We start from the raw sequence: 17,274 nt of genomic DNA on the forward strand, positions 1-17,274 counted from the left end.
ACACACGGTCCGGCCAGAGCCCCCTCTGGCCGCCCCGCGTCCCGCGCCCCGGCTCGACCGGGCGCGCCTTGGTCCTCCTCGGCGGGCCTCCCCCCTTTCCCCCCGCGCGCCCTTCCGGTAAACCCCGGCCGGAACCCCCTCCGACCTTGGGCGCAGATACATGAAATTCACGCTTTCCTGGCTGAAGGATCACCTCGAGACCGAGGCGAGCCTGGACGAGATCCTCTACACGCTGACCGACCTCGGGCTCGAGGTCGAGGGCGTCAGCAATCCCGCCGACGCGCTGAAGGACTTTACCCTGGGCTTCGTGAAGTCGGCCGAGAAACACCCCGACGCCGACCGGCTGAACGTCTGCCAGGTCGAGACCGACGAGGGCATGACCCAGATCATCTGCGGCGCGCCGAACGCGCGGGCGGGCATCACCGTCGTCGTGGCCAAGCCCGGGGTCTACGTGCCCGGCATCGACACGACGATCGGCGTGGGCAAGATCCGGGGCATCGAGAGCTTCGGCATGATGTGCTCCGAGCGCGAGATGGAACTGTCGGACGAACATGACGGCATCATCGAGCTGCCCTCGGGCGAGGTCGGCCAGCGCTTCACCGACTGGCTGGCCGAACACCGGCCCGCGACGGTCGACCCGGTCATCGAGATCGCCATCACGCCCAACCGGGCCGATGCGCTTGGCGTGCGGGGCATCGCCCGCGACCTGGCCGCCCGCGGCCTGGGCAGGCTGATCGACCGGCCGGTCACGCCCGTGCCCGGCACCTTCCCCAGCCCGATCACGGTCAGCATCGACGACAACACGCTGGACGGCTGCCCGCTGTTCACCGGCCGGCTGATCCGCGGCGTGACCAACGGGCCCAGCCCGAAATGGCTGCAGGACCGGCTGAAGGCCATCGGCCTGCGCCCGATCTCGGCCCTGGTCGACGTGACCAACTATTTCACCTTTGACCTCAACCGCCCGCTGCATGTCTTCGATGCCGACAAGGTGCAGGGCAACCTGCGCGTCCACCGGGCCGAGGGCGGCGAGACCCTGCAGGCCCTGGACGAGAAGGAATATACCTTCGCCCCGGGCATGATGGTCATCTCCGATGACACCGGCCCCGAAAGCATTGCCGGCATCATGGGCGGCGAGCCGACCGGCGTGACCGAAGAGACGACCAATGTCTTCGTGGAATCGGCCTTCTGGGATTTCATCCAGATCGCCATGGCCGGCCGGGCGCTCAAGATCAATTCCGATGCGCGTTACCGCTTCGAACGCGGGGTCGACCCCGATTTCACCCAGCCGGGCCTCGAAGCCGCCACGGCGATGATCCTCGAACTGTGCGGCGGCGAGCCCTCCGAGATCGTCGTGGCCGGTGCCGTGCCCGATCACGCCCGGGCCTACCGGCTGGACACCGACCGGGTGCAAAGCCTGGTCGGCATGGACATCGCCCCCGAGACCCAGCGCGCCACGCTGACGGCGCTCGGCTTCCGGCTGGACGGCGACATGGCCCATGTGCCGGGCTGGCGGCCCGACGTGCAGGGCGAGGCCGACCTGGTCGAGGAAGTCGCGCGGATGGCCTCGCTGACCGGGCTGCAGGGCAAGCCCCTGCCCCGCCTGCCCGGTGTGCCCAAGCCGGTGCTGACCCTGGAACAGAAACGCCTGGGCATCGCCCGGCGGACCACGGCCGCGCTTGGTTACAACGAATGCGTGACCTATTCCTTCATCGACCAGGCCTCGGCCGCGCTGTTCGGCGGCGGCACGCGCGAGACGATGCTGGAAAACCCGATCTCGTCGGACATGTCGCACATGCGCCCGGCGCTTCTGCCCGGCCTGCTTCAGGCCGCCGCCCGCAACCAGGCCCGGGGTTTCATGGACCTGGCCCTGTTCGAATGCGGCCCGGCCTTCCACGGTGGCGAGCCGGGGGAACAGCACAACCTGGTGTCCGGCCTGCTGGTCGGGCGCACCGGGCCCAAGGACGTGCACGGCGCGGCGCGGCCCGTCGATGTCTATGACGTCAAGGCCGATGCCGAGGCCGTGCTGGCCGCGCTCGGCGCGCCGGCGCGGGTGCAGATCCTGCGCGGGGCGCAGGATTGGTGGCATCCCGGCCGCCACGGCAAGATCTGCCTGGGCCCCAAGAAGGTGCTGGGTGTCTTCGGCGAGCTGCACCCCCGCGTGCTGGACGCGATGGACATCAAGGGCCCGGCCATGGCCTTCACGATCTGGCCCGACGAGATCCCGGCCCCGCGCAAGACCGGGGCCACCCGCCCGGCGCTGGACCTGCACGACCTGCAAGCCGTCGAACGCGACTTTGCCTTCGTGGTCGATGCCGGGGTCGAGGCCCTGACCCTGGTCAACGCGGCACAGGGCGCCGACAAGGCGCTGATCGCCGACGTGCGGGTCTTTGACGAGTTCATCGGCGGATCGCTGGGCGAGGGCAAGAAATCGCTGGCCATCGCCGTGCGCCTGCAGCCCACAGAAAAGACCCTGACCGATGGCGATATCGAAGCCGTGTCGAAGAAGATCGTCGACAAGGTGACCAAGGCCACCGGCGGCGAGCTGCGCGGCTGACACCATGGCGTAGGGCGGGGATTTCCCCGCCACCCGCCCACCCTGTCCGACGGGGTTGCCCGGTGCGGCGGGCCAAGGCCCGCCCTACACCTATTCGAACACCGAACGCGGGAAATAGAACGACACGACCCAGTTGGGCATGTCGACGATTTCCGAGATCCTGAGATCGCCGCAGGTCGAGACCAGCATGTAGGCCTCGACCGCCGACATGCCATGTTCGGCCGTCAGCAGGTCGACCATGCCGGCCACCGCATCCCGCGCCCCGCTCATCAGGTCCGGCCCGACGCCCGTGGTGACCTCGTAGCCCTTGGTATCCAGGTGGCGCGTGACCGGCCCGGGCGTAGTGAACCGGGGCATCTTCAGGGGCTGGTCCTTGACCAGGTCGAGCGTGATCACGACATCCATCGGGCTTTCGATCGCCGTGCCACAGACCTCGCCATCGCCCTGGGCGGCATGGGTGTCGCCCACAGAGAACAGCGCGCCATCGACCTCGACAGGCAGGTAGAGCACCGTGCCGGCCGCCAGGTCGCGGATGTCGAGATTGCCGCCCACCCGGCGCGGTGGGACGATGGAATGCGGGCCCGGCTCGGCCGGGGCCACGCCGATCGTCCCGGCAAAGGGCTTGAGCGGCACCCGGCCCGTGCTGCCCCAGAGCGCGGGCGCCAGGCTGTCGGCATCATAGGTCCAGATGTTCAGCGCGGGGTCGGGAAACTGGTCGGCCAGCAGGCCGAACCCGGGGATATTGGCCGTCCAGCCCCAGCCCTTGCCGTCCTCGACCCGGGGCTTGAAACTTTCCAGCGTGATCTTGAGCACGTCACCCGGCCGGGCGCCATCGACATAGATCGGCCCGGAGACCGGGTTGATCTGGCCGAAATCGAGGGTTTCGATGTCGGCCACCGTCGACGCCGGGCCAAGCTGGCCGGCCGAGCTGTCGCGGCAATGAAAGAGGATGGTCGCGCCCGGTGCCACCGTTTCCGTCGGCGGGATGGCGTTGTCCCAGCCGAAATGATGCTGCGCGCCGTGGATCGTGTAGTCGCAAGCCTGGCACATGGGGGGTCTCCGTCCTGGGGTCGTTGTCGGCCCAGATCGGCACCGCGGCGGGGGCCAAGTCAATCGCCGGGCCGGCGACACCCGCCTTGCGGCGCCGCTTTGCCTGTTTTCCGGGCGCACGAGAGAGGCCGGGACAGGGCGCAACCCGGGCTCTCGGCGTGACGCGGCACAGGGCTGAGAGGAAGGAGAAGGTGGAGCGGGCGGCGGGAATCGAACCCGCTTCATCAGCTTGGAAGGCTGAGGTAATAGCCAGTATACGACGCCCGCGTCGCAGGTGAGAGGCATATTTCATGGGGCTTGGGGCGTCAAGATGGATATGCAGGGCCCGCGTAATGCATTGATTTGGCGTGGTTTCACGCGCCGCATCGCGATCATGGCGCGCCATGGCACGCCATCGGCGGACGAAACAGGCCCGATGCGCCCGACGCGGCAAGGGCCGTCAGGCGCGCCTGAGGACCTGCGCCATGATTGATCCTGCTGGTGAAAGGCGGAACGTGACGCGGCAACGCCCCCATCCGCTTTGCAGGGACGACAGACAAAAGCAGAGCACATCCCCGGATCACGGGGCGCGGGCGGCACCAGTGCGACACAGATGGCCCGACGAAGCGGCAACCCGCGCCAACCGGCTCAAAGCCGCCCGCCCTGAGCCCCCGACACAACGCAGATGCCGCAAACCCTCATCCCGCAACGCCCCACCGGGCCAATGCCCGATCACAGGACCTGCCGGGTCGCCTTGAGCATGGCCTCGCAGGTCCTGAGGTTATGCGCCTCAAGCCGCGCGGCGAGGTCCAATGGCGTGCGTGCGCGCAGGGCGATCATGATCTGCTCATGTTCGGCGAAACTGTCCGCCACCCGCGAGAAATCCTCGTTCACCACAAACCGATAGCGCCAGATCCGCTGTTGCAACCCGTCATAGGTCTCGCACAGCAGCGCGTTGCCCGTCACCTGCGCCAGCCCCTTGTGGAAGGCATAATTCAGCCGGGTGTAGTCATCCATCAATCCCTGGTCGAGCGTCTCGCCCAACTCCTGGTGCAGCGCTTCGATCGCCGCCAGGTCGGACGGCGTCACCCGTTCGGCCGCGGTCATGCCGATCAGCCGTTCCAGCGCGCCCTTCATCTCGAAGATCGGCTGGATCTGGTCGGGGTTGATCGGCGCGACAATCGCCCCCCGGTTGGGCCGAAGCTGCACGAAGCCCTGCGCCGCCAGCACCTTGAGCGCCTCGCGCAGGGGCGTGCGCGACACGCCGAACATCCGGCAAAGTTCGGCCTCGGGGATGCGCTGGCCGCTCTCCAGCGTGCCCTCGATCATCAGCTGGCGCAGCCGGCTGACGAGGGTTTCGTGCAACGACGCCTCGCCCTCGTCCCCCGGCAGAAGGTCGTCCCTCACATCCAGGTCCGCCATCCCGCCTCCTCGCGCCGCGCCCGGTTCATTTGGAGAACATCATGCCGAATTCCTTCAGCGGCGTCATGTCGATCCCGGCCTCCTTCAGGCAGCCCCAGAGGGTGAACGCCACGGAATCCAGCACCGGAATGCCCAGTTCGCGCTCAAGCTCGGCCGCGACCATCGGCCCGCGCATGTTCGTGCAGACAATGGCAATGGCGTCCGGCTTGGCCTCGGCCACCTCGCGGCACATCCGCTCGATCTCGGCCTCGGGCACTTCGGCGAACGAGAAATTGTCGGACCGGTTGCTGTGCCGCTCGGCCACCGTCTCGACACCGATCTCGGCGTAATTGGCGATGATCTGCTGCTGCACGTCCGGGGTATAGGGCGTGACCAGGCCCAGTTTCTTGACCCCGAAGGCCTCGATCAGCGCGTTGAGGCTCTTGATCGCGGTGGTCGCCCGCGCCCCGGTGCGTTCGGTCAGTTCGGCACAAAGCCGGTCGTCGCTGTCAAAGCCCAGCCAGCTGGCCGACGTGCCGTTCCAGGCGATGACATCGACCTTGGCATCGGCCAGCAGGTCGGCGGCGGCAAGGAACGGGTCGATGCCGAACTGGTCGTCCGACCCTTCGTCCAGCGCGATCCGCGTCACCCGCAGCCGGCCGAAATGCACCGACACCTGCGGAAAGAGCGGCCAGGCCAGCGCCGCGGTAAAGGGTTCGACCACCGTGTTCGACGAGGGGGTCAACATGCCGATCAGGGTCGGGCCGGATGTCTCGGGTGTCTGCATTCAGAAGATCCATTCACTGCGTGGCGCCGCCGATATTGCATTCATTTTTGGCAGCACATCATGACAGGCAGTTTTCGTCAGATGCGCCGCTCCGGCGCAATGGTCGAGCAGCACCCGGCGCGAAAAATATGTAAACAGGCCACATAACCAGCAAGATCCACCATGTTTTGCCTGATTTTTGGCCGATCCCCGCCCGAACTCAAAAAGTCGGGCCATGGCTGAGCTTTTGCGTTGATCGCGGGGCCGTGATCCGAAAACGCTGATCGCAGGCTAAAAATGAATGCAATCGCAGGGGACATTTCATGCGTCATACTCTTACCGCCGCTCTGACCGCCGCCGCGTTGGTCACGGTTCCGGCACTTGCCAGCGCCCAGGATTCGCTGCGCATCGCGGGCAATTTCTCGCAGAACACCAAGCAGGTCGGCATCGAGCAGGCCTTCTTTGACAGCCTGGGCGAAAACGCCGGCGTCGAGCTGGCCGTCAACTACAACCCGATGGACGTGGTCGGCGTGAAAGCCCCCGACGCGCTGCGCCTGCTGCGCAGCGGCGCCTTCGACGTGATGTCGGTGCAGATTGGCATGGCCTCGCGCGATGATCCGTTCTTCGAGGGCATCGACCTGATCGGCGTGGCCACCGACATGGACAGCCTGCGCACCGTGGTCGATGCCTATCGCGGCGCCTTCGACACCCGCCTGCAGGAGAAATTCAACGCCAAGGTCCTGACCCTGTGGCCCTTCGGCCCGCAGGTGTTCTATTGCAACGAGCCGATCGAGACGCTGGCCGACCTCGAAGGCATGAAGGTCCGCAGCTTCACTCCGTCGATGTCGGCGATGCTGGAATCGCTGGGCGCGACCCCGGTGACCCTGCAGTTCTCCGAGGTCTATCCCGCCCTGCAGCGCGGCGTCGTGTCCTGCGGCGTGACCTCGCCGACCTCGGGCAACACGGGCAACTGGCCCGAAGTCACCACCCACCAGCTGCCGCTGTCGGTTTCCGGCTCGGTGCAGGGCCATTTCATGAACCTGGACACCTGGAATGCGTTCTCGGCCGAGGAACAGGCCGCGCTTGAAGCGCAGTTCAAGTCGCTCGAAGACCAGCTGTGGGACCTGGCGATTTCGGCCAACGGCGATGCCGTGGCCTGCAACACCGGCGCCGACAGCTGCACGGATCACACCAAGTTCTCGATGGAGCTGGTCGAGATCACCGACGAAGACCGCGCCAAGATCAAGGACATCGCCGAAACCGTCGTGCTGCCGATCTGGAAAGAGACCTGCAACAACGTCGACGAAACCTGCTCGGCCACCTGGAACGAGACCGCCGGCGCCGCCGCGGGCCTGACCATCAACTGAGCCGTCTCACCGGTCCAACCATCGCGGGGGCGCCGACCGGCGCCCCCGTTTCCCCGTTCACCCCGCCCCGGGAGAGGCTGATGTCCAACGAAAACCGAGTTGCGCAGGCGTTGACCCCCGTCGCGCGGTTCCTGGCGCTGGTGGCGGGCTATGCCCTGTTGCTGCTGACGCTGACGATCACCGCCGAGGTGCTGCTGCGCCGCTTTGCCAATGTCTCGCTCCAGGGCAGCGACGAGCTGGGCGGCTATACGCTGGCCATCACCGGGGCCTTCGGGTTTTCCCTCGCCGCCATCGAACGGGCCCATACACGGGTCGAGATCCTGACCGAACGGGTGACCCCGGCGGTCGGTTCGGTGCTGAACCTGCTGGCCACCCTGGGCACCATGCTGATGGCTCTGTTCATGGCCTGGAGGGGCTGGGCCGCACTGATGGAAAGCATCGAATTCAAATCCCTGTCCGGCACGCCGCTGATGACCCCGCTGTGGATGCCGCAAAGCGCCTGGGTCTTCGGGCTGGCCGTCTTTGCCATCGTGTCGACCGCGCTGTTCCTGCATGCGGCCATGCTGTTCCTGCGCGACCGCGAGCGGCTGAACCGCTTCTACGGGCCGAAATCGCTCGATGATCTCATTCACGAAGAACAGGCCGGCGTGACGGCACGAGGTGCGCAATGATCGGTATTGGAGAGGCAACGCTCGGCTTCCTGATGATGCTGGGCCTGATGCTGATCGGCCTGCCGGTGGCCGTGGCCATGTTCCTGACGGCCTTTGTCGGCGCCATGCTGACCATGGGCTGGCCGATCCTGATGACCTTCGGCAACCAGATCTGGAGCGGCCAGAACGATTTCATCCTGACCGCCATTCCGCTGTTTGTCTTCCTGGGCGAGATCCTGGTGCGCTCGGGCGTGGCCGATGGGCTGTACCGCGCGCTGTCGGACTGGCTGCGCCGCCTGCCCGGAGGCCTTTTGCATTCCAACATCGGCGCTTCGGCCTTCTTTGCCGCCGTTTCCGGGTCGTCGGTGGCCACCGCGGCGACCATCGGCAACGTCGCCATCCCGATCCTGTCGGAACGCAAGTACGACGAACGCCTGACCACCGGCACCATCGCCGCGGGGGCCACGCTGGGCATCCTGATCCCGCCGTCGATCAACATCATCATCTACGGCTCGATGACCAATACCTCGATCGGCCAGCTCTTTGCCGCCGGCATCCTGCCGGGCATCGCGCTGACCGGGGCCTTCATGGCCCTGATCGCCGTCATCGCCGTGCTGAACCCCGGTGTCGCCGGGCCCAGCCTGCCGGCCCGGCCGATGCGCGAAAAGCTGAAGTCGCTGCTGGAAATCCTGCCGCCCCTGCTGATCTTCGCCGTGGTCATGGGCGTGATCTATGGCGGCTGGGCGACGCCCACGGAATCCGCCGCCATCGGCGTGACCTGCGCGCTGCTCGTCGCGATCGCCAAGCGCAAGATGACCCTCCCGCTGCTGCACGAGGCGATGATCTCGACGGTGCGGATCTCGGCGATGATCCTGCTGATCATGGTCGGCGCGCATTTCCTGAACTTCGTCATCGGCATGCTGGGCATCCCCCAGACCCTGACCCGCTTTGTCGTCGACCTGGGCGCCGGGCCGATCCAGGTGCTGTTCCTGCTGATCGTCTTCTACCTGATCCTGGGCTGTTTCATGGAAACGCTGTCGATGATGATCGCCACCCTGCCGGTCGTCTTTCCGCTGATCGTCCAGCTGGGCATCGACCCGGTGTGGTTCGGCATCTTCCTGGTGCTGATGATGGAAACCGGGCTGATCACGCCGCCCATCGGCATGAACCTCTATATCGTGCAGGGCGTGCGCGGGACCGGGTCGATCATGGACGTGATCTGGGGGTCGATGCCCTTCGTGGCCCTGATGCTGGCCTTCACCGTGGCGCTGATCTTCTGGCCGGGGCTGGTGACCTGGTTGCCGAACCTGCTGTTCTGACCATGCGCCTGCTGACGGCCGATTGCGTGATCCCGGGGGCAGGCGTCGCGCCGCTGCGCCCGGGGGGCGTGGCCGTCACCGACGGGCGGATCGCGGCGGTGGGCCGGCCGGGCGACCTGCGGGCGCGCTATCCCGCCGCCCGGGAAACCGCGCTTGGCGATGTTGTCGTGCTGCCCGGTTTCATCAATGCCCACCAGCACGGGCGCGGCCTCAGCCAGCTGCAGCTGGGCTATCCCGACGATCAGCTCGAACCCTGGATCGCAAGGCGGCGCGGGCGGGGGGCGCCGGATGCCTACCTGCTGACACGCCTTGCAGCGCAGGAGATGCTGCGCAACGGGGTCACCGCCACGCTGCATGCCAATTATTCCTATGCCACCGGCGATTACGAAGCCGAACTGCGCGGCGCCCTCCGCGCCTACGAGGACACAGGGCTGCGGGCCACGGTATGTGTCGGTTTCGCGGACCAGGGCGGGCTGGTCTATCCGCCCGCCGACGAAGGCGCCTTCCGGGCGGGGCTGTCGCCCCAGGCGCAGGAGCTGCTGGCCGGGGCACGGCCCGCCTATCTGCCGCTGGACGAGACGCTGGACCTGATGGACCGGCTGCTGGCCGAATATGCCGGCCATCCGACGATCACGCTGGCCCATGGCCCGGCGGGGCCCCAATGGGTCAGCGACGCCGCCTGGGCCGCCATCGCCGCCCATGCCGCGCGCAGCGGCACGGGCATCCATTTCCACCTGCTGGAATCCCCCGCACAGCGGACCGTGGCCGACCGGCTTTACGATGGCGCGGTGCTGAGACATCTCGAAGGGCTCGGCCTGTTCGACACCCCTGTCAGCGCCGCCCATTTCACGCAGGCCCGGGCCGGCGACATCGACGACGCCCTGCGGCTGGGCCTGACCGTGGTGTCGAACCCGGGCGCCAACATGCGGCTCTTCAACGGCCCGCCGCCGCTGGCTACTTGGCGCGCGGCGGGACTGCCCGTGGCGCTTGGCACCGACAATTGCGCGCTGGACGACACCGAGGATTACCTCTCGGAACTGCGCCTGGGCGGATTGCTGGCCCGGGGGACCGGCGCGCCCGACCTAGCAGCCCGACAGACGCTGGCCATGGGCACCGAAACCGGCGCGCGTGCGATCTTTCAGCCCGACATCGGCACCCTGGCCCCGGGACAGCGCGCGGACCTTGTCGCCCTGGATCCGGCCCGGGCGCGCGGGGCCTATCTCGATCCCGATTGCGACCTGCTTGAGCTGGTCCTTGCCCGGTGCACCGGCGCCGACACGCGGCTGACCATGGTCGGCGGCAAGATCCGTCATCGCGCCGGCGACCCGCCCGCGCCCGCCGAACCGGTTGCCGCCATGGCCGGGGCCGCGCGGCTGGCCGGGGCCGATGCGCCGGCCCGGGCCGAAGAGATCGCCACGGCGATCCGGCACCACATCCACAAGGACACCCCATGAAGATCCTCGTCACAGGGGCCGCCGGTTTCCTCGGCTCGGCCATCTGCGCTGAACTCGGGGCGCGGGGCGTTCCCGTCCTGGGCCTCGACCTGCGGCCGCCCCGCGCCCCGGTGCCGAGTGTCGATTATGTCACCGCCGATCTGCGCGACCAGGCCGCCCTGGATGCCGCGCTCAGCGGGCGCGGGCTGACCCAGGTGATCCACGCCGCCGCCCTGACGCCCGATGCCGCCCGCGAAGAGGCCGACCCGGCGCTCGTGCTCGACATCAACCTGCTGGGCAGCCTGCGGCTGTTGCAGGGCGCCCGGGCCAGCGGGATAACGCGGATGCTGCTGTTGTCGTCCATCGCCGTCTACGGCGCGGCCGCCCCCGAACCATGCGGCCACTACCACGAAGACCGCACCCGCCCGGACCCGCAAAGCCTTTATGGCATCGGCAAACATGCCGCCGAACAGAGCCTGCGCCGCCTGGCTCCGCCGGCCGGGATTGCGCTGTCGGTCCTGCGGCTGGGGCCGATCTTTGGCGCCCATGAACATGCCTCCGACAGCCGCCAGGTCACCAGCCCGCACCACCAGATCCTGATGGCCGCGCTGGATGGCCGGCCCGTTGTCCTGCCCCGCGCGGTGCCCGCCGATTGGTGCTATTCGCGCGATGCGGCGGCGGCCATTGCCGGGCTCGCAACACGCGATGGCCCCCTGCCCGACATCGTGCATGTCGGGGCGGGCCGGGTCACCGACCTGCCCGACTGGTGCACGGCACTGGCCGCGCATCTTCCCCTGACCTGGCAGATCGACGCCACCACGCCGACCATCCGCTACGGCTATCCCACCGACCGGCCAGCGCTGGCCACCGACCGGCTGCGCGGGCTGGTCCCCGCCCCCCGCACCTCGCTGGCCGACGCCGCCGCCCACTGGCTGGACCATGTCGGGCACCCGCTCCGGCCCATGCCGTAAGACACCGCCCCGCCAATGCCCCGGCGGGCCAGACCCCTTCGCCGACAGCGGCCCGACGGCCGCCCGAGACAACCACCAAGCAGGACACGATCATGCCCGACTACGACATCGTCATCCGGGGCGGCCGCCTCGTCACCGCCGCCGAGGTCTTTGACGCCGATCTCGCGATCAAGGATGGCACCATCGCCGCCATCGGCCGCGACCTCGGCCCCGGCCGCGAAGAGATCGACGCCACCGGCAAGCTGCTGATGCCGGGGGGCATCGACCCCCATTGCCATATCGAGGAAGTCAGCCAGGACGGCACCGTGCAGGAGGAAAGCTTTGAGACCGGCTCGCGGGCCGCGCTGGCGGGGGGCACCACCTCGTTCATCTGTTTCAAGCCGCAATGGCGCGGCAAGTCGCTGGCCGACAGCGCGCCCGATTACGAGACCCGCGCCGCCCGGTCGCTGGCCGATTACAGCTTTCACCAGATCATCACCGACCCGACGCCCGAAGCCCTGGCCGAGGAAATCCCGGCGCTGGCCGCCCGGGGCATCCGCAGCCTCAAGGTCTTCCTGACCTATGATCCGCTGCGCCTGACCGATGGCGAGTTCCTCAAGGTCCTGGCCCGCGCCCGCCAGCTGGGCATGCTGGTCACCGTGCATTGCGAGAATTACGATGCCATCGCCTGGCAGCAGGAGGCGCTTCTGGCCGCCGGCCTGACCGACCCGGTCCAGCATGCCTGGGCCCGTCCGCCGCTGGTCGAACGCGAAGCGACCGTGCGGGCCATGGCCCTGGCCGAATTCGTCGACCAGCCGCTGCAGATCTTCCACGTCTCCGCCGGCGAGGTCGCCGAGGAGATCGCCCGCGCCAAGGGCCGGGGCCAGAAGGTCTGGGCCGAGACCTGCACCCATTACCTGACCCACACGATCGAAGACCTGGAGCGGCCCGATTTCGAAGGCGCGAAGTTCGTCTGTTCGCCCGCGCTGCGCGACAGGGGCGAGGCCGACCGGCTGTGGGACGCGATCCGCGCGGGCACCATCGACATCGTGTCGTCCGACCATTGCGGCTTTTCCTTCGCCACGGCCAAGAAGGACCCCGGCGCATCCAGCTACGGCCAGGGCGCGGCCGTCGTCCGCCCCGATGGCACCCCGGCCTTCAACGCCATTCCCAACGGCGCGCCGGGCATCGAGAACCGCATGACCGTGCTGTTCTCGGAAGGCGTGTCGAAGGGCCGGATCGACCTGCAGACCTTTGTCCGCCTGACCTCGGCCAATGCCGCCGAGCGCTACGGGCTGGGCGGGCGCAAGGGCACGCTGATGCCCGGGGCCGATGCCGATATCGTGCTGTGGGATCCCGAGATGGAACAGACCATCACCATCGGCGAGATGCACCACGCGATCGACTACACGCCCTGGGAAGGCTATCGCGCCAAGGGCTGGCCGGTGATGACCCTGCGCCGGGGCGAGATCGTCATGCGCGACGGCGCGGTGCTGGCCGAACCCGGGTCGGGCAGCTTCCTGGCCCGTGGCCCCTATGCGGCCATCGAACCCCGCGGCGTGTTCACCAACGGGTTCGACAATACCCGGCCGGACATACCGGCCAGCCGCTAAGGGCACCCGGGCGGACGTGTCGGCCGGCCGCTGACGGCCTGTCGAGGCCCGGCCCGCCGGAATGCCGGCCCACAAACGCAAACCGCCCCTGTGCAAACAGGGGCGGCGGTCGGACCGGGGACAGGCCCCGGCCGGGTGCGGACTTACTTCTGCAGGTCGGTCCAGATCCGCGAATAGATCGCCTGGGTCTCGGGATCGCAGGTCGGCAGGAAGACGCCCTTGCCCTTCAGCTCGTCGGGAATGTTGATCTCGCGGGCGGTCTTCATGTCGTCGGGCATGAAGGCATCAGACCCCGTGATCCCGTTGGCATAGCGCGCGAAATCCGAGATCAGCGCGGCGTTTTCCGGGTCCATGATGAAGTTCTGAAAGGTCTTGGCCTCTTCGGGGTTCTGCGCGTCCTTCAGAACGGCCACCGAATCCATCCAGACCACAAAGCCTTCCTTGGGATAACCATAGGCGATGTCCTCGTTGGCCAGCCGCATGCGGAAGGTCGACCCGTTCCAGTTCACCCCGGCCCAGAGGTCTTCCTTGGCGAATTTCTCGATGTTGCCGTAATCCATGCCCAGCCAGGATTTCTTGGCCTCGACCAGCCCGTCGCGGACCTGCTTCAGCAGCTCCATGTCGTTGGTGCAGGGCTCGCCACCGTAATACATGATCGCCAGGCCCATCACGTCGCCCATCTCCGGGACCACGTTGATCTTGCCGGCCAGTTCCTCGGGCGGATCCATGAAGATGCCCGAGGTGTCAATATCGCCGTCGTAATACTTGGTGTTCACGACAACGCCCGTCGTGCCCCATTGCCATGGCACGGTGTAGTGGCGGCCCGGATCCCAGTCGACATCCATCCAGGCCGGATCGATGTTGCCACCGTTTTCCATCTGGTCGGGCCGGGTTTCCAGCAGCAGGCCCTCGTTGATCCAGATCGGCACGTAGGTGGCCGAGGGCACGACGATGTCAAAGCCATGTCCGCCGGCCTTGACCTTGGCCAGCGCGGTGTCGTTGCTGTCGTAATCGGTGACCGTGACCTTGATCCCGGTCTCGGCCTCGAATTTCTCGATCAGCGCGGGGTTCGTGTAGTTACCCCAGTTGTAGATGTTCAGCTCCTGGGCCATCGCACCGCCGGCCAGCATGGCCAGCGCGGATGTCGCGGCGAGGATCGTCTTCATGGATTGTCTCCTTGTTGGAACTTCAGGCCCGACCGGTTCTTGTCCCGACCGGTTGCAGGCAGGATCACTCCCTCCCCCGGCTGAACCAGAAGAAGAGCGACACCAGGATCGCTCCGGCCAGCAGGATGGCGGTCGAGATGGCGTTGACCTCGGGCGTGACGACGCGGCGCAGCTGACCCAGCATGTAGGTCGGCAGCGTGTCCTGCCCGGCGGATTTGACGAATTCGGTGATCACCACGTCATCCAGCGAGATGACAAAGGCCAGCATGAACCCCGCGATGATGCCCGGCATCAGCAGCGGCAGGGTGATCTTGGTAAAGACCTTGGCCTTGGACGCGTAGAGATCCGAGGCCGCGACTTCCAGCGTCATGTCCATGGTTTCCAGCCGCGCCCGGATGGGCAGGTAGGCAAAGGGGATGCAGAACGCGGTATGCGCGGCGATCAGGTAGATCATCGAGTTGTGGCCGGTGGCGACCTTGACCCAGGCAAAGACGATCAGCAGGGCCACGGCGGTGACGATTTCCGGCACCATCAGCGGCTGGTTGATCAGCGCATAGACCATGGTCCGCCCGGGAAAGCGCCGGGTGCGGGTGGTGGCCAGGGCGGCCATCGTCGCCGAGGCGGTGGCAATCGTCGCGGCCATGCCGGCCAGGTAGAGCGAGCGCAGCGCCGCGCTTTGCACCTGTTCGTTGGCCGCCGCCTGGGCATACCAGCGCAACGAGAACCCTTCCCAGATCGCCAGCGAGGTGCCGGCATTGAAGGAATAGACCACCAGGATGATGATCGGCGCATAGATCACGACAAAGGCAAAAATGGCGATGGCCGCAAAGCCCGGCAGGGTGCGGGCGTTGTAGCCCCGGCCCTTGTAGAGGTTGGTCTCAGCCATTGCGCGCCTCCCGCGAGGTGACCCGCACATAGAAGATCAGGGCGACCATCACTGCAACCATCAAGGTCAGCGACAGGGCCGCGCCCAGGGGCCAGTTGCGGCCCTGGCCGAATTGCAGCTCGATCAGGTTGCCGAACATCAGGTTCTTGCCCCCGCCCAGCACCCGGGGCGTGACATAGGCCCCCAAGGACGGGATGAAGACCAGGATCGACCCGGCGATAACGCCGGGCTTGATCAACGGCATGATGATCCGCCGGAACGCCGTCCAGCGGCTGGCGTACAGATCGTGGGCGGCCTCGACCAGGCGGAAATCCAGTTTCTCGACAGCGGCATAGACCGGCAGGACCATCAGCGGCAGGTAGACGTAACTCATGCCGAAACCGATGGCGAAATTGGTGAACATCATCTGGATCGGCTCCTGGATCACGCCCAGTTTCAGCAGCACCAGGTTGATCACCCCCTCGGCCCGGATCAGTTCCTGGATGGCGATCGTGCGCACCAGGAGGTTGGTCCAGAAGGGCACGGTGATCAGGAACAGCCAGAATTCACGCTTGCCATCGGGCCGGGTGGCGATGAACCAGGCCGTGGGCACGCCGATGACCAGGGTGACAACCGTCGTGATCAAAGACAGCGACAACGACCGCCAGAAGATCGACAGGTGGGCATCGGCCCAGCCCAGCGTGTCGTCAAAGATATCCCGTTCGAGAAAGACGGACACCCAGCCTTCGGTCGAGAATTCCCATTTGACGTTGCCGTAATCGCCGGGGGCGAGGAAGGAATAGACCACCATCACCAGCAGCGGGCCGGCGGCGGCACACAGGATGATGGCCACGGCCGGCAGGGACATCAGCCAGCGGCTGCGGTTGTCCTCGCGCAGGGCATCGGCCTCCAGCGCGCCGGGTGGCGGGGTGTCGGTCGGGCCGGATGTCGGGCCAGATGTCGGGGCGACGTCGCTCATCGGCTCAATCCTTCAGCACGGTCACGCCGCCGGGCGCGATGGTCAGCACGGCCGCTTCGCCCTCGGCCGGCAGCGGCGGGGCACCGGCGGCGGCACTGTTGGGCATCTTGGCCTTGAACGGCTCGCCCGAGGCCAGCGTCAGGTGGATCGTCGTCGCATCGCCGGAATAGACCACGTTGCGGATCGTGGCCGCCAGGCCTTCGCCCCCGGCCGGGCCGACCTGGGCATGTTCGGGCCGCACCAGCACGCTGACCGGCCCTTCGGCCACGCCTTCGGGCGGGGTGACGGCAAAGCGCCCGCCGGCCTTCAGGTCGACGGTCCCGCCCGCCAGCGTGCCATCGAGGAAATTGGATTCCCCGATGAAATTGGCCACGAACCGTTCCGCCGGGCGCTGGTAGATGTCGCGCGGGCTGCCGACCTGCAGGATCTTGCCGTCCTTCATCACGGCAATCCGGTCGGACATGGTCAGCGCCTCTTCCTGGTCGTGGGTGACAAAGATGAAGGTGATCCCCGTCTCGCTCTGCAACCGCTTCAGCTCGATCTGCATTTCCTTGCGCAGCTTCAGGTCCAGCGCCGACAGCGGCTCGTCCAGCAGCAGCACCTTGGGATGCGGCGCCAGCGCCCGGGCCAGGGCCACGCGCTGTTGCTGGCCGCCCGACAGCGCCGAGGTCTTGCGGCCCTTCAGCGCCTCCATCTGCACCAGTTTCAGCATGCAGTCAGTCGTTTCGGCCACCTCGCGCCGGGGCTTGCCCAGCATTTCCAGCCCGAACCCGATGTTGCGGGCCACGCTCATGTGCGGGAACAGGGCATAGTTCTGGAACACCGTGTTGATCGGCCGCTGGTCCGGCGCCAGCCGCGAGATATCCTGGCCGTCCAGCCGCAGCGCCCCCATGGTCGGCGGTTCGAACCCGGCGATGATCCGCAAAAGCGTGGTCTTGCCGCAGCCCGAGGGCCCCAGCAGGGTGAAGAATTCGTTGCGCCGGATGCCGACCGATACGCCGTCCAGCGCGCGCACCTCGTCGTCGCCCGGAAAGATCTTGGAAACCGTGTCGACCTCGATCGCGATCTCGCCGGCCGCTGCCTCCGGCCCGCTGTTGCTCATGTCCATCATTGCCTTCCCCGCCAAGGCTGCTGCCTTTGTCCTTGAACCCGCATCCTTCCGGCCGACACGCGGCCCCGGAT

15 protein-coding genes and 1 tRNA gene are annotated in these 17,274 nt (G+C 67.2%); 7 read left to right on the forward strand and 9 right to left on the reverse strand.

What is annotated here, in order from left to right:
* The first annotated feature begins 160 nt into the window (after positions 1 to 160).
* Positions 161 to 2,554 (forward strand): phenylalanine--tRNA ligase subunit beta, encoded by a 2,394-nt coding sequence (gene pheT / locus ACK3BB_RS01160; RefSeq protein WP_428926896.1) that lies wholly within the window; start codon positions 161 to 163, stop codon positions 2,552 to 2,554.
* A gap of 90 nt (positions 2,555 to 2,644) precedes the next feature.
* On the opposite strand, the gene ACK3BB_RS01165 is transcribed toward pheT, so the two are convergent.
* The 5 genes from ACK3BB_RS01165 to ACK3BB_RS01185 all read right to left on the reverse strand — a co-directional run bounded on the left by ACK3BB_RS01165 (position 2,645) and on the right by ACK3BB_RS01185 (position 5,987).
* Positions 2,645 to 3,604: an acetamidase/formamidase family protein gene (locus ACK3BB_RS01165; protein WP_428926897.1), complete on the reverse strand. Its 960-nt coding sequence runs from the start codon at positions 3,602 to 3,604 to the stop codon at positions 2,645 to 2,647.
* Between the two features lie 192 nt (positions 3,605 to 3,796).
* Positions 3,797 to 3,871: transfer RNA gene (locus tag ACK3BB_RS01170), tRNA-Gly, on the reverse strand.
* A 444-nt stretch (positions 3,872 to 4,315) separates the two neighbouring features.
* The gene (locus tag ACK3BB_RS01175; RefSeq protein WP_428926898.1) at positions 4,316 to 5,005 is read right to left on the reverse strand and encodes a GntR family transcriptional regulator; all 690 of its coding nucleotides are present in this window, start codon (positions 5,003 to 5,005) and stop codon (positions 4,316 to 4,318) included.
* 25 nt (positions 5,006 to 5,030) lie between these two features.
* Positions 5,031 to 5,771, reverse strand: a complete 741-nt coding sequence (locus ACK3BB_RS01180; RefSeq protein WP_428926899.1) for a maleate cis-trans isomerase family protein — start codon at positions 5,769 to 5,771, stop codon at positions 5,031 to 5,033.
* The gene (locus tag ACK3BB_RS01185; protein ID WP_428926900.1) at positions 5,772 to 5,987 is read right to left on the reverse strand and encodes a hypothetical protein; all 216 of its coding nucleotides are present in this window, start codon (positions 5,985 to 5,987) and stop codon (positions 5,772 to 5,774) included.
* Between the two features lie 86 nt (positions 5,988 to 6,073).
* On the opposite strand from ACK3BB_RS01185, the gene ACK3BB_RS01190 reads away from it, so the two are divergent.
* The 6 genes from ACK3BB_RS01190 (at position 6,074) to hydA (ending at position 13,082) form a co-directional block, all read left to right on the forward strand.
* Positions 6,074 to 7,117, forward strand: a complete 1,044-nt coding sequence (locus ACK3BB_RS01190; protein WP_428926901.1) for a TRAP transporter substrate-binding protein — start codon at positions 6,074 to 6,076, stop codon at positions 7,115 to 7,117.
* Positions 7,118 to 7,197: 80 nt separating this feature from the next.
* Complete coding sequence (locus ACK3BB_RS01195; protein WP_428926902.1) at positions 7,198 to 7,788, forward strand: TRAP transporter small permease subunit; 591 nt, start codon at positions 7,198 to 7,200, stop codon at positions 7,786 to 7,788.
* Positions 7,785 to 9,086 (forward strand): TRAP transporter large permease, encoded by a 1,302-nt coding sequence (locus tag ACK3BB_RS01200; protein WP_428926903.1) that lies wholly within the window; start codon positions 7,785 to 7,787, stop codon positions 9,084 to 9,086. Before ACK3BB_RS01195 ends, ACK3BB_RS01200 begins: the two co-directional genes overlap by 4 nt.
* Positions 9,087 to 9,088: 2 nt before the next feature.
* Positions 9,089 to 10,540 carry an amidohydrolase family protein gene (locus tag ACK3BB_RS01205; RefSeq protein WP_428926904.1) on the forward strand — a complete coding sequence of 484 codons (1,452 nt, stop codon included), beginning with the start codon at positions 9,089 to 9,091 and terminating at the stop codon, positions 10,538 to 10,540.
* On the forward strand, positions 10,537 to 11,490 hold the full coding sequence (locus ACK3BB_RS01210; protein WP_428926905.1) for an NAD-dependent epimerase/dehydratase family protein: 954 nt from the start codon (positions 10,537 to 10,539) through the stop codon (positions 11,488 to 11,490). Before ACK3BB_RS01205 ends, ACK3BB_RS01210 begins: the two co-directional genes overlap by 4 nt.
* A gap of 92 nt (positions 11,491 to 11,582) precedes the next feature.
* Complete coding sequence (gene hydA, locus ACK3BB_RS01215; RefSeq protein ID WP_428926906.1) at positions 11,583 to 13,082, forward strand: dihydropyrimidinase; 1,500 nt, start codon at positions 11,583 to 11,585, stop codon at positions 13,080 to 13,082.
* Between the two features lie 143 nt (positions 13,083 to 13,225).
* Here the strand turns inward: hydA and ACK3BB_RS01220 are convergent, their stop codons facing one another.
* The 4 genes from ACK3BB_RS01220 to ACK3BB_RS01235 form a co-directional block, all read right to left on the reverse strand.
* Entirely contained in the window at positions 13,226 to 14,248 is a 1,023-nt protein-coding gene (locus ACK3BB_RS01220; RefSeq protein ID WP_428926907.1) for an extracellular solute-binding protein, read from the reverse strand.
* Positions 14,249 to 14,312: 64 nt separating this feature from the next.
* Complete coding sequence (locus ACK3BB_RS01225; RefSeq protein WP_428926908.1) at positions 14,313 to 15,134, reverse strand: ABC transporter permease; 822 nt, start codon at positions 15,132 to 15,134, stop codon at positions 14,313 to 14,315.
* Positions 15,127 to 15,981, reverse strand: a complete 855-nt coding sequence (locus ACK3BB_RS01230; protein ID WP_428928799.1) for an ABC transporter permease — start codon at positions 15,979 to 15,981, stop codon at positions 15,127 to 15,129. Before ACK3BB_RS01230 ends, ACK3BB_RS01225 begins: the two co-directional genes overlap by 8 nt.
* 115 nt (positions 15,982 to 16,096) lie before the next feature.
* On the reverse strand, positions 16,097 to 17,203 hold the full coding sequence (locus ACK3BB_RS01235; RefSeq protein ID WP_428926909.1) for an ABC transporter ATP-binding protein: 1,107 nt from the start codon (positions 17,201 to 17,203) through the stop codon (positions 16,097 to 16,099).
* Positions 17,204 to 17,274 lie beyond the last annotated feature (71 nt).

Origin of the sequence: Marinibacterium sp. SX1 (assembly GCF_050389775.1) — a bacterium.
In the GTDB taxonomy this organism is placed as follows: Bacteria; Pseudomonadota; Alphaproteobacteria; order Rhodobacterales; family Rhodobacteraceae; genus Marinibacterium.